Below are 12,053 nucleotides of genomic sequence, written 5' to 3'. Positions count from 1 at the left end.
TTATGATTATGTCATACCTGCTTACATATTAATAATATTGGTTTCGTATCTTTGCCATATGATCTTCATATGGATATGATTGAAGACGCGGGACGGGAGGCTGTAATAACTTGGATATCCGACAATTGAAATATTTCCTTGCGATTGCCGAGGAAGGTCAAATCACCTCAGCTGCCAGGAAACTGCAAATGGCCCAGCCCCCGCTCAGCCAGCAGCTGAAGCTGCTGGAGGAGGAGCTCGGGGTCAAGCTGGTTGAACGCGGTCCGCGCAGCATCCAGTTAACCGATGCAGGAATTATTTTGCGTAACCGGGCACAGCAAATTCTTGAATTAACGGATTCGACCACGAGAGAAATCAATGATTTTGCCAAAGGACTGAAGGGCAGCCTCTCGATCGGCACCGTCTCCTCTTCCGGAGCCACCCTGCTGCATGACCGGCTGGGCGAATTCCACAAGAACTATCTGGGGGTTACTTTTGAAATCCATGAAGGCAATACGTTTATGATCATCGATCTGCTGAACAAAGGCATCGTCGAAATCGGCATTATCCGCACTCCTTTTAATACCAGCAATCTGGAATGTCTGTATCTCAATTCGGAGCCGATGATTGCCGTTATGACCTCTTATTATGATTGGAATTCCGGCGAGGCGGCTATTTCACTCGGGGAGCTTCAGCATAAGCCGCTTATCATTTACCGCCGCTTTGAGCAGCTTATTCGTGAGACCTGCCTGGAGCATGGCTTCGAACCCCAAATTTTCTGCATGAACGATGATGCGCGGACGACCCTGCTCTGGGCCAACGCCGGTCTTGGCATCGGGATAATTCCCAAATCTGCTTTTGAGCTGGCGAATCACGGGCATCTGATCTATAAGGAGATCCGGTGCGAAGCATTGCATACCCGTGTAGCCGCCGTCTGGATCAAGGACAAGTATTTGTCGTCGCTAGCTACCAAGTTTATCGAGACTTTCCAGGTACGCTAAACGCCAAACGCTGAACCCTGAACAAGAACATACCATTCCGGCTCCCGGCAGCAGTGCAGTTATCCGGCCCGGACATTCTGAAGGATGTCCAATCTCTGCTTCCTTCACCCTGTCCTTCAGGCCGCCTCTAACCCTGCCATCACGCTGGAAGAACCCAAGATTCTGACGTTTCAACACCGCATGGACTAAATGTTGTACATCTTACAACTTGATTACCTGGATACCTGGGTGTTCAGACAGATTGTTGTATGCAATACAAGATTTGTCCCGCTAATCGGCCCGGAGGAGTAAAAATGCTGCCTTTATACAACAATCTTGAAATATAGCCGGGATTATAGTGAAATTGTTGTATTTTGGGCAGGATTTTATATAAACTCTACCCTTCAACAAAAAAATACCCCGCACTGGTCTGCACCAGTAGCGGGGTATTCTTGTATCGCAGGTCCTCTGGCCGGTGCGAACGCCGGTTTAGACCATGATTTTGCAAATATCGTTCGTGAACTGCACCGGATCGTTAACCTGCAGACCTTCAATCAAGAGCGCCTGGTTATACAAGAGGTTAGTGTAAAGACCCAGCTTCTCCTTGTCCCCTTCAGCAGCAGCCTTCAGCGATTTGAAGACATCATGGTGAATGTTGATTTCCAGCACCTTGTCAGCTTGTACATCTTGGCCGCCATTAGGCATAGCCTTTAGGATTTTCTCCATCTCGATGGTCAGCTCGCCTTCAGTAGACAGGCAGACCGGATGGGATTTCAGCCGCTTCGAGGCTTTGACTGCCTTTACTTTGCCGGACAGGATGCCCTGCATCGCTTCGAACAATCCCTTGTTCTCATTCTCTTCCGCTTCAGAAGGCTTATCCTCAGCACTTTCTTCAATCCCTAAGTCACCGCTGGAGACGTTCTTGAATTCCTTCTCTTTGTAGGACATGATCATCTTGATTGCGAATTCATCGATATCGTCGGTGAAGTAGAGGATTTCGTACCCCTTGTCCAGCACCATTTCTGTCTGCGGCAGCTTCTCGATGCGTTCCACCGATTCACCGGAGGCATAGTAGATATACTTCTGGTCTTCCGGCATTCTTTCCACATATTCAGCCAGTGTAACCAGCTTCTTCTCCTTGGAGGAGTGGAACATCAGGAGGTCCTGCAGCGTTTCTTTTTCCATGCCATAGTCATTGTAGACCCCGAACTTCAGCTGTCTGCCAAAAGATTTATAGAACGTCTCATACTTCTCACGCTCATCCTTCAGCAGGCTCAGGAGCTGGCTCTTGATCTTGCTCTTGATGTTCTTCGCAATCAGCGTCAGCTGGCGGTCATGCTGCAGCAGCTCACGGGAGATGTTCAGCGACAGATCCTCGGAATCCACCATCCCCTTGACGAAGCTGAAATAATCCGGCAGCAGATCCCCGCATTTGTTCATAATCAGCACGCCGTTGGAGTAGAGCTCCAGGCCTTTTTCATATTCCTTGGTGTAGTAATCGAATGGCGTATTCTCCGGAATGAACAGGATTGCGTTATAGACCACAGCGCCGTCGGCACTGATATGGATATGCTTCAGCGGCTTGTCGAAGCCGTAGCGTTTCTCCGCATAGAAGTTGTTGTAGTCTTCTTCCGTCAGCTCGTTTTTGTTCTTGCGCCAGATCGGCACCATGCTGTTCACCGTCTGCTCTTCCGTTACATCGACGAACTCATTCTCAGCGCCTTCTTTGGGCTGTCTGCCGGTAATGTCCATCTTGATCGGGAAGCGGATGAAGTCCGAATATTTCTTGATGATCGACTTCAGGCGGTACTCTTCCAGGAACTCATCGTAGTTATCGTCTTCGGTGTTCTCTTTGATCTTCAGCGTGATTTCGGTTCCGACAGCATCCTTCTCACAAGGCTCAATCGTGTAACCGTCCGCACCCTGGGATTCCCATTTGAACGCCTGGTCGCTGCCCAGCGCTTTACTGATCACTGTAACATCGTCAGCCACCATGAACGCGGAATAGAAACCTACCCCGAATTGTCCGATGATGTTGTGTCCGTCCTTGGCTTCATTATCCTTCTTAAAAGCAAACGAGCCGCTGTTCGCGATAATCCCCAGATTGTTCTCCAGCTCTTCCTGCGTCATCCCGATTCCGGTATCGGAAATGGTTAACGTACGGCTTGCCTTATCGGCGGTCACTTTAATGTAGTAATCCTCTTTATTGAACACCATGCCTTCATCGGCCAGTGCCTTGTAATAGATTTTGTCGATGGCATCGCTTGCATTGGAGATCAGTTCCCGCAGAAAAATCTCCCGCTGCGTATAAATGGAGTTAATCATCATTTCCAGCAGTCTTTTGGATTCGGCTTTAAACTCTTTTTTGGCCATGAATAAATAAATCTCCTTTCAAAAATAACCTTCGGATTGCGGATCATCGTTTAGCACTCCACTCACCTGAGTGCTAACACTACCTTTTATATAACATATTCTCGTTTTTGATGTCAATATCTTGCTGCATATAGAGCTCCGCTCAAAAAAGAAATGAATTCTATTTTAGTCCATGTTAGCATTCGGAATGTACTCATTACAGCGAAAGAAAGGACAATGAAACGATGAAAATCCAGCTCGAAACGCTTCCAGCAACACGTATTGCTTATATGCGCCAGACAGGCCCCTATGGTCCCGGTAACAGTAAGGCTATGGAGGCCTTAAAGGAATGGGCACGTGCACACCAGCTGCTTACCGGATCAGCCATCCTCTTCGGGATTCCCCAGGACAACCCGGACACCACCCTGCCTGAACACTGCAGATATGATGCCTGTATCAGCGTGCCAGAGAACGCCCCAGCGGATAAGTCTATTCACTACGGTGAAATTCCCGGCGGGACCTATGCGGTTGTTACTATACAACATACCGCAGAGGCTGTTCAAAAAGCATGGACGGAGATCCTCCCCGCCCTCTACAGCAGCGGACATCTGCTCGATTACCAGCGGCCAGTCATGGAGAGATATACAGGTGATATGATCAGCAATCATCTTTGCCAGTTGTGTTTTCCTGTGCACTAAGTTAGAAGCTGAGTTTTCCGCCATGGTAGCAGTAGTAGGATTGTGCGTTAAGAGCTTTTAATCGGTTCAACGACTGCTCTGCACTCTCCAAGTCGATACAATACTGCGGATTCGCAACAGCCAATGCACTCCCCTCATTCACTGCCGCATCCCCGGTTATGACAACGCCCAGTGCCGGAAAATACAAAGAAATATGACCAGACGTATGCCCCGGGGTGGCAAGGACCTGACACTTACCATCCAGAATGCACTCGCCATCCCGGACCGTCTGATTCACCGGAACATGCCGCAAATTCTTCAATAGCTGTACAAACTCTTCACCGGACGCCTGTTCTTCTTCAGGCATCTCCACTAGCAGAGCTTCTGCCTGGATCAGCCGCTCAGATTTCATCAGGCCTAAGATCGATGGGCTCTCCACTTCGCTCGCGATGACCGTAACGGACGGGTATTTCTCCACGAACTCATACAAGGCGCCGATATGGTCATCGTCGTAATGGGTAATAATGATATTCTTCAGATTCAAGGGGTCGTACCCCAGCCTCAGGATCTCCTTCTCTATCAAAGGCATGAAAGCGGGATAACCGGTATCGACCAGGGTTAACTCTTCCCCGGATACAATGAGGCTCGGGTAAATGTAATATGGCTGTCCTTCATACTCAAACTGAATAGGTAGCTCAATGATATTCATATGATCCTCCGCATGTCTATATTAGAACATTGCATACTTCGCTTGCTCAGGCTTCCACCCTCACAGTACAGCGGCTTTAGCCTTCGCATCCTCACGCAGCATCTGGATCAGTGACTGGAGCGGCAGCGACTTCCACTTCTTTGGATGGAGCAGGAGCTGCAGATCGAAATGAATCTCCGGATGGGCAAAAGACAGCTCGGCGAGATTCCCCCGCTCGATCTCCTCCTCAGCCACAATTCTCGGCAGCAGCGCAATGCCCAAGCCGTTCCGCACACAGCGCTTGATCGCTTCCAGATTCGACAGCTCAAAACCGATCCGGAACACAATCCCGTGCTCCCGGAGCAGGTTCTCGAACAGGCTGCGGTAGATACAGCTCTCCTCCGAGACAATCAGCTCACAGTTGTTGAGATCCTGCAGCGTAACCCGCGCCAGGCTTGCCAGCGGATGACTGGCAGGCGCCACGAGAACGAGCGGCTCCTCCCGGATGATTGTACGCTCAAGCAGGGTATCCGCTGTGCTGCGGTCCAGGAGGAGGCCAATATCGACCTCGCCGTCCCTGATTTTGGAGACCAGATTGGCCTCCTGCTCCGTTTGCAGATGAATGTTCAGCCCGGGGAACATGGTCCGCAGCTGCTGCAGGAACGGCGGCAAATAAAAGGCGGCAAGTGAATCAATCGTCCCGATCGTCAGTGTGCCGCCAATCTGCTGGGCAATTGTTTCTTTGGAGCGGTCGTACAGATCAAGAATCTCCACGAACAGCTTCAGCAGCTCTTCCCCCGGCGGAGTCAGACGCAAGGCCCGGCCATGCCGCTCTATCAGCGGTACGCCGTATTCCTTCTCGATCTTCTGAATCTGCATCGTTACACTGGACTGGGCATAGCCCAGTTCTTCAGCCGCACGGGTGAAGCTCTGCCGCTTAGCAACCTCGCGGAAGGTCCGCATATAGGTTAAGTCCATATCATCCACCCTAACATCAATATTATTGATAACCTACATCATTTATTATAGCTAACGACGATGCAATAATCCATGGTACAGTAGGATAAAAGGATTTTACAATTTTGGAGGACGATATTCATGTTAACAGAAGAACAGATTTATGGAATCTATGTTCCCGTGGTAACCCCGTTCCATGCCGCCGGCGAGATTGATCTGGAGTCGTATCAGCGGTATGTGAACAACATCATCAAGAACAGTATTCATGGTCTGGTCGTTAATGGAACCACTGGAGAATCGCCGACAGTCAACATACAGGAATTGCAGACACTCGTGGATGCATCACGCGAGCTTTTGAAGTCCAGTCCGATCCCGCTCGTGGTAGGTACGGGTACGAACGATACCGCTTCTACTGTAGCCCGCACAGAGCTTGCCGCGAACTCCGGTGCCGATGCCGCACTGGTTGTTGTCCCTTATTACAGCCGTCCTTCACAGGAAGGCATCATCGCCCATTTCCGCAAAGCGGCTGAGGTCGGTCTCCCGGTCATCGCGTATGATATTCCCGGCCGCGCCGGTGTCGGCATGTCCGTAGACACCGCCCGTACGATCCTGGAGATGAACAACGTTGTCGGGTTAAAAGACTGCTCAGGCTCTCCGGTGCTGGTCTCCGAGCTGTCCCGCCACGGCTCCAAGCCGGTTCTCTGCGGCGATGACTTGAACTTCTTCGATATGCTGGGCTGCGGAGCCGCCGGTGGTATGCTGGCCTCGGCCAATGTATATACTGCCTCCTATCTCAGCATCTACGAACAGTACAGAGCCGGCCAGGTTGACGCCGCACAGGCTGCCTTTGATCAGCTCGTGCCGCTGATGAAGCTGCTGTTCAAGGAATCCAATCCGGCGCCGATCAAATGGCTGCTCAGCGCACGAGGTGAGATCTCCTCCGACACGCTCCGCCTGCCGATGACCTCCATCAGCGCTGCGCTGCGCGAAGAGCTGGGTGCTTATCTCGCCGGGTAACTTCTTCTACTCAGAATGGTAACGATAAAGGTAACATCGGCGAAACCGCCGCTTCTCAGTCAGGGACTGGAAAGCGGCGGTTTTTGCTTGTTCTTCTACCAAGTAATGTTTGACGAGTAAATGATGTTTGACTAGACGCTTCCTTACATTTCTCACAAGCATAAGAGCCCATTGTATGCGATAAACCGAATACATCCGCAAAGGTTCTACCTCAAATCAAATAAAGCAGCCTCCCAAGGGAAGGCTGCAGTTTATCTTACATTATTCATCTCAAAGAGTTATTGAGATCTGCCTGCTTTGGCCGCAGGACGGCTGCTGGGGCGTACGTTCTGGCTGCTGCCGGGTCTGCTGCCAGATTGGCTGGACCGGTTAAACTGTCCACCACCCGGTTTATTGTTTGAACCGCCCCCTGGACGGGACGCAGATTTTTCGCCCGGCCTGCTGCCGGAGCCTGCTCTGTTGCCGGACTCGCCAGCAGGCCGGCTGCTGCCAGCCCCGCTGCCCGCATAGCTACTGCCCGATGCGCTTTTCGCTCCGTTGCCTGCATAGCCACTGCCCGACGCGCTTTTCGCTCCGCCGTTACCGGCGCCTTGCTTGCCTTGCGTGAACCATTCCGATTTCGGCTTGCGTGCCGGATTCGTTTTAGCTTTCTGCGACGGTTTGGCCGGTGCTTTGCCTGGACGGTCTGCCAGCAATGCCAGATTGCTCTTGGACATCGGATAAGCATGATCCTTCACTTCCGGAATCACCTTGCCGATCAGCTTCTGGATATCCTTCAGGTATGGAATTTCCTCAGCTTCGCACAGCGAGATGGCAACTCCGCTCATTCCCGCACGGCCGGTCCGGCCAATACGGTGAACGTAGGTTTCCGGAATATTCGGCAGGTTGAAGTTGATGACATGGGATAGCTCATCAATATCAATCCCGCGGGCGGCGATATCTGTAGCTACCAGCACACGTGTCGCGCCGCTCTTGAAGTTTCTCAGCGCATTCTGGCGGTCATTCTGCGATTTGTTGCCGTGAATAGCCTGGGCGGTAATATTAATTCGGGTCAAATCGCGGGTTACCCGGTCAGCTCCGCGCTTGGTGCGGGTGAAGACGAGCGCTGACACGATCGAAGGATCCTGCAGCAAACGGTTCAGCTGATTCTGCTTATTACCATTCTCCAGCAAATAAATCGATTGCTCAATTCTGTCTACGGTCGAAGATACCGGAGTAATCTCAATTTTCACCGGGTCCACTAGCAATGTCTTCACCAGCTGTGAGATCTCCGCCGGCATCGTTGCCGAGAAGAACAGCGTTTGCTTCTTGGCCGGCATTTTGGCAATAATCCGCTTCACGTCATGAATGAAGCCCATGTCCAGCATGCGGTCCGCTTCATCCAGCACGAGAATCTGCACATGCTGCAGATCCACATGTCTCTGGCTGATCAGATCGATCAATCTGCCCGGTGTAGCAATCAGAATATCTGCACCCTGGCTAAGCGCCCGTTCCTGGGCCTTCTGGGATACCCCTCCGACAATCGCTGTCGAGCGGATCGTTGTGAACTTGCTGTACGCCTGAATATTCTCGGAGATCTGCAGAGCTAGCTCTCTGGTCGGGGTCAGAATCAGGGAACGGATACGTTTCGCTCCGCCGGTTCTGGCCGGCTGCTGGCTGAGCAGCTGAATAATCGGCAATGAAAAAGCTGCGGTTTTTCCGGTACCCGTCTGGGCGCAGCCCAGAATATCTCTGCCGGCCAAGGCCGCAGGGATGGATTCCTCCTGAATTGGAGTCGGGGATGTATAGTTTTCCAGGCTCAGTGCCTTGAGAATCGGGGGAATCAAGTTCAAATCGTTAAATGTCATTTTATCTCCTTAATTTTGAGTACATATATTTAGTAAGTCATTAATCACAATCACTGTATATACCTTCTGCGGCGTCTCCACATAGCGCTCGTCAAAGTCATAACACATAATGATAACACGTTTTGCCATTAAAAAGAAGCGATACTTTCATCTCCCCTCTTCAAAACCAATATACGCCGGACTTTTTTCAGTTGTTCTTTAATGCTTTTCGAAAAAACAAGAAAAAAAGCAGAGGATTTCTCCCCTGCCCGTTGCCTTGCAATACTATTATAAGACTAATCTACGATTTCAGCAGTATCGCCGTTATTGGCACCTGCAGCGTTAGCTTCGTCGGTGTCGATATGCATATCAAGCTTGAAATTGTCGGATACACGGGCGATTACGTTCTCCAGCACAAGGCCGCGTTCGCCGCCAAGGCGTACCTTCAGGAGCTGCTTGTCGGCAATGCCCCAAGCTTCTGCTTCAGAAGTGTGGAAGTGGATGTGACGGGCAGCCACGATGACACCAGTCTCCAGTTCAACTTCACCGGCTGGACCTTTGATAGTAATGCCTGGTGTTCCTTCAATATGGCCGGATTCACGTACAGGTGCCTTCACGCCGAGGCTGAATGCGTCTGTGCGCGATACTTCCAGCTGGGAAGCCGGACGGGCCGGGCCGAGAATTCTCACTTTGTCGAACTTACCTTTGGTACCGATTACTGCTACTTGCTCATTTGCTGCGAATTGTCCTGGTTGGGAAAGGGGTTTGAACTCAGTCAATTGGTAACCTGCTCCAAACAATGCTTCCACATGCTCCTGCGTAAGGTGAATATGTCGGGCCGACACACCTACGGATACAGTCTTGCTCATTTTTAAGTCACTCCTTGTATTTTCTCTAGTATCTGTACAAGCCACTGAACATTATACATCTTATTACTCATAAAAAAAAAGACCCTCATCACAATGAGCGCCTTTTTTTCGACATTTTACGATTCGATAAATGGATTGTCATAGTTTTGCCATTTTATTATCCCTCTGGTGGGGACAGCGGATTCGCTCCCGCAGAAGAAGGCAGATGCGTTCTTAGGAAAGTCAGCGCATTCCCGCACAACCAGCCTTTCACCTCATCCTCAGGGTAGTACCTCAGCAGCAAGTCGGTAAACTCCGCATATTTCCCCGGATGCTCAAGGCCCTCGACCCACATCTCAATGCCGTCAAAATCTGAGCCGAACATGAGCTGCTTCGAGCCTCCCAGCGCGCAGACATGTTCAATATGCCTCCGCACATCATCCACCTTCGCCCCTCCCCCGTCGCGTACAAACCAGGGGACAAAGGTTAATCCCATCCGCCCGTCCATCGCAATCAGCGCCTGAATCTGCCCGTCACTCAAATTCCGCGGATGGCCGCAGATGGCCGCGCTATTGGAATGTGAAGCTATGAACGGGCGCTTACTGCGCTCCGCCAGCTCCCAGAAGCCTGCCGGTGCCAGATGGGACACATCCAGCAGCATGCCGCTTCCGTTGCACCACTCGATCAGCCTCCTCCCCTTCTCCGTGAAACCGCCATTGCGCTGCTCCAGCACACCATCCGCAGCCCAGTTGGCGTAATTCCAGGTTACCCCCAGGAAACGCACTCCCAACTCAAAGCATAGCTGTGCATAGAACAGATTGCCCTCCAGACCGTCCACACCCTCCAGAGAGAGCATCCCGAAGGCAGGGGCTGTAAGTATCTGTTCATCTGCCTCTTCCTTCCAGCGGAGCCACTGCAGGCCCCCTGGACCAACTACCTTCTGCCGGAATAATTCAATTTGCCCGAGAACATCCTCAAACTTCGCTCTTCCGCGGTCCGCCGACAAATAAACCGCAAAAACCTGAAGTTCGACATTCCCCTCCACCAGCCGTTCTGCCGTCACGTCCAGACGAGGGTCATTCTTGAAATCTATCTCCGGACTGGCCTGCAGCTTGCTTAAAGCATCGCAGTGGAAATCCGCCACTCTCAGCTTCTTGACACTCACTGTAAAGATCATCTCCCTTCTCTTGAAGAACAGAATAACGGTGGAATCTCTTATTTATAAGTGTATGCCACAGCATCAGGGAAGAGACGGGACAGTAAGTGAACACGGCTACGCCATCCTTCAAGGAACGGGGTGTCTAAGCGAGAAATAGAAGGATAAGTTATCAGGCAGAGCTTATAAATTCTATATATCAAAATAACCCCACAAAGTGGGGCACCCCAAAAATACAAAAACCTGTTTACAGTGTAAACAGGCTCAATCTAAAAAGGTCATATAATTATCTGGGTTCAACAATAAGTTTGATCGCCGTCCGGTCTTCCCCATCAATCACTATATCCGTAAAAGCCGGGATACAGATCAAGTCGACTCCGCTAGGTGCGACAAATCCCCGGGCGATGGCAACTGCTTTGACTGCCTGGTTCAGTGCTCCTGCTCCAATAGCTTGTAGCTCGGCCGATCCACGTTCGCGAAGAACACCTGCTAGTGCGCCAGCAACGGAATTCGGATTGGATTTAGCTGATACTTTTAATACATCCATAGTAAGTACCTCCCCTGGGAAAATGATGGTGTTCTTCTTCCACTACAGTAGATGTTATTCGCGAGAGAAGATTTAATTCCTTCTTTTTGCGGACCTCTCTGGAGAAATTAGTTCAAAAGATACTCTTTTTCGATATAATAAATATCACACTTCACCCAAAACAAGCGACTTTTCCCGAAAACCCTGATTTTTTGTAAATCCTCTAGCTCATCACCCATTCATCTTCACGCAGCCGGATCTTCTCCAGTCGTGTCGCCTTACCTGTAGCTTCATCAAGTTCTGCAAATAAACCGTGCAGCTGCCATTTGCCTTCGTCGACTACAAACCGGGAGGGAAGCTGAGTTGTAAATTTATAGATGATCGCATCCTTTTCCATACCCAGAATTCCTTCTCTTGAACCAACCATGCCCGCATCTGTTAAATAAGCCGTGCCTCCAGGCAGGATTACATCATCATTGCTCTGTACATGAGTGTGCGTACCAACAACGATCGAGGCGAGGCCGTCCATGAAATAGCCCATTGCAATTTTTTCGGAGGTAGCTTCAGCATGGAAATCAACCAGAATACATTTATGCTCTCTGCGCAGCTCTTCCACAATCTCCTCGCCAATGCGGAAAGGATCATCAATTGCCGGAAGGAAGGTGCGGCCCTGCAGGTTCACAATTGCCAGCTGTTTGCCGTTGCCTTTAACGACTGTGTACCCTCTGCCCGGAGTCCCCGGCGGAAAATTAGCCGGACGGATGATCCGCGGCTCGTCATCAATGAACTCAAAGATATCCTTGTTGTCCCAGGTGTGATTGCCCATCGTAATCCCGTGCACACCCCAGTTGAAGAATTCATTGGCAATAGCCGCTGTGATGCCTCTTCCGGCTGCTGCATTCTCACCATTGGCAATAATAATATGCGGCTGATATTTACTTTTCAGAGATGGCAGCATTTCACGCAGTGCCTTTCTGCCCGTATTGCCAACGATGTCACCGATAAATAAAACTTTAATGATTTTCTCCTCCTAAAAGTTTTGTATGA

At 50.6% G+C, this 12,053-nt stretch carries 11 protein-coding genes; 3 read left to right on the top strand and 8 right to left on the bottom strand.

Going from position 1 to position 12,053, the window contains the following annotated elements:
• Positions 1 to 110 precede the first annotated feature (110 nt).
• Complete coding sequence (locus MKX70_RS19875; RefSeq protein ID WP_340840540.1) at positions 111 to 980, top strand: LysR family transcriptional regulator; 870 nt, start codon at positions 111 to 113, stop codon at positions 978 to 980.
• Positions 981 to 1,448: 468 nt separating this feature from the next.
• On the opposite strand, the gene htpG is transcribed toward MKX70_RS19875, so the two are convergent.
• Positions 1,449 to 3,332 carry a molecular chaperone HtpG gene (gene htpG, locus MKX70_RS19870; RefSeq protein ID WP_340840539.1) on the bottom strand — a complete coding sequence of 628 codons (1,884 nt, stop codon included), beginning with the start codon at positions 3,330 to 3,332 and terminating at the stop codon, positions 1,449 to 1,451.
• Between the two features lie 224 nt (positions 3,333 to 3,556).
• Between htpG and MKX70_RS19865 the strand changes: the two genes are divergently transcribed.
• The gene (locus tag MKX70_RS19865) at positions 3,557 to 4,009 is read left to right on the top strand and encodes an AraC family transcriptional regulator (RefSeq protein ID WP_042237058.1); all 453 of its coding nucleotides are present in this window, start codon (positions 3,557 to 3,559) and stop codon (positions 4,007 to 4,009) included.
• A 1-nt stretch (position 4,010) separates the two neighbouring features.
• Here the strand turns inward: MKX70_RS19865 and MKX70_RS19860 are convergent, their stop codons facing one another.
• Both MKX70_RS19860 and MKX70_RS19855 read right to left on the bottom strand, forming a co-directional pair.
• Positions 4,011 to 4,697, bottom strand: a complete 687-nt coding sequence (locus MKX70_RS19860; RefSeq protein WP_340840538.1) for an MBL fold metallo-hydrolase — start codon at positions 4,695 to 4,697, stop codon at positions 4,011 to 4,013.
• A 60-nt stretch (positions 4,698 to 4,757) separates the two neighbouring features.
• The gene (locus MKX70_RS19855; protein WP_042237062.1) at positions 4,758 to 5,654 is read right to left on the bottom strand and encodes a LysR family transcriptional regulator; all 897 of its coding nucleotides are present in this window, start codon (positions 5,652 to 5,654) and stop codon (positions 4,758 to 4,760) included.
• A gap of 120 nt (positions 5,655 to 5,774) precedes the next feature.
• Between MKX70_RS19855 and dapA the strand changes: the two genes are divergently transcribed.
• Complete coding sequence (dapA, locus tag MKX70_RS19850; RefSeq protein ID WP_042237063.1) at positions 5,775 to 6,650, top strand: 4-hydroxy-tetrahydrodipicolinate synthase; 876 nt, start codon at positions 5,775 to 5,777, stop codon at positions 6,648 to 6,650.
• 278 nt (positions 6,651 to 6,928) lie between these two features.
• Here the strand turns inward: dapA and MKX70_RS19845 are convergent, their stop codons facing one another.
• The 5 genes from MKX70_RS19845 to MKX70_RS19825 all read right to left on the bottom strand — a co-directional run bounded on the left by MKX70_RS19845 (position 6,929) and on the right by MKX70_RS19825 (position 12,024).
• Complete coding sequence (locus MKX70_RS19845) at positions 6,929 to 8,497, bottom strand: DEAD/DEAH box helicase (protein ID WP_042237065.1); 1,569 nt, start codon at positions 8,495 to 8,497, stop codon at positions 6,929 to 6,931.
• A gap of 275 nt (positions 8,498 to 8,772) precedes the next feature.
• Positions 8,773 to 9,345 (bottom strand): phosphate propanoyltransferase, encoded by a 573-nt coding sequence (pduL, locus tag MKX70_RS19840; protein WP_039294751.1) that lies wholly within the window; start codon positions 9,343 to 9,345, stop codon positions 8,773 to 8,775.
• 157 nt (positions 9,346 to 9,502) lie between these two features.
• Positions 9,503 to 10,501 carry a dipeptidase gene (locus tag MKX70_RS19835; RefSeq protein WP_042237067.1) on the bottom strand — a complete coding sequence of 333 codons (999 nt, stop codon included), beginning with the start codon at positions 10,499 to 10,501 and terminating at the stop codon, positions 9,503 to 9,505.
• 265 nt (positions 10,502 to 10,766) lie between these two features.
• Entirely contained in the window at positions 10,767 to 11,027 is a 261-nt protein-coding gene (locus MKX70_RS19830; RefSeq protein ID WP_019910496.1) for a stage V sporulation protein S, read from the bottom strand.
• 202 nt (positions 11,028 to 11,229) lie between these two features.
• A complete protein-coding gene (locus MKX70_RS19825) occupies positions 11,230 to 12,024 on the bottom strand; it encodes a TIGR00282 family metallophosphoesterase (protein WP_039294761.1) in 795 nt (264 codons plus the stop codon).
• Positions 12,025 to 12,053: the final 29 nt, after the last annotated feature.

Origin of the sequence: Paenibacillus sp. FSL R7-0312 (genome assembly GCF_038004445.1) — a bacterium.
Taxonomy (GTDB): domain Bacteria; phylum Bacillota; class Bacilli; order Paenibacillales; family Paenibacillaceae; genus Paenibacillus_AQ.
The sequence above is the reverse complement of the archived record's forward strand: the minus strand, read 5'-3'. Positions and strand labels throughout refer to the sequence as shown.

What these genes read in the sequence shown, in the direction of transcription:
- MKX70_RS19860 (WP_340840538.1), bottom strand. Translation starts at nt 4,697, where the DNA reads ATGAATATCATTGAGCTACCTATTCAGTTTGAGTATGAAGGACAGCCA.
- pduL (WP_039294751.1), bottom strand. Translation starts at nt 9,345, where the DNA reads ATGAGCAAGACTGTATCCGTAGGTGTGTCGGCCCGACATATTCACCTT.
- MKX70_RS19855 (WP_042237062.1), bottom strand. Translation starts at nt 5,654, where the DNA reads ATGGACTTAACCTATATGCGGACCTTCCGCGAGGTTGCTAAGCGGCAG.
- htpG (WP_340840539.1), bottom strand. Translation starts at nt 3,332, where the DNA reads ATGGCCAAAAAAGAGTTTAAAGCCGAATCCAAAAGACTGCTGGAAATG.
- MKX70_RS19830 (WP_019910496.1), bottom strand. Translation starts at nt 11,027, where the DNA reads ATGGATGTATTAAAAGTATCAGCTAAATCCAATCCGAATTCCGTTGCT.
- MKX70_RS19865 (WP_042237058.1), top strand. Translation starts at nt 3,557, where the DNA reads ATGAAAATCCAGCTCGAAACGCTTCCAGCAACACGTATTGCTTATATG.
- MKX70_RS19835 (WP_042237067.1), bottom strand. Translation starts at nt 10,501, where the DNA reads ATGATCTTTACAGTGAGTGTCAAGAAGCTGAGAGTGGCGGATTTCCAC.
- MKX70_RS19845 (WP_042237065.1), bottom strand. Translation starts at nt 8,497, where the DNA reads ATGACATTTAACGATTTGAACTTGATTCCCCCGATTCTCAAGGCACTG.
- dapA (WP_042237063.1), top strand. Translation starts at nt 5,775, where the DNA reads ATGTTAACAGAAGAACAGATTTATGGAATCTATGTTCCCGTGGTAACC.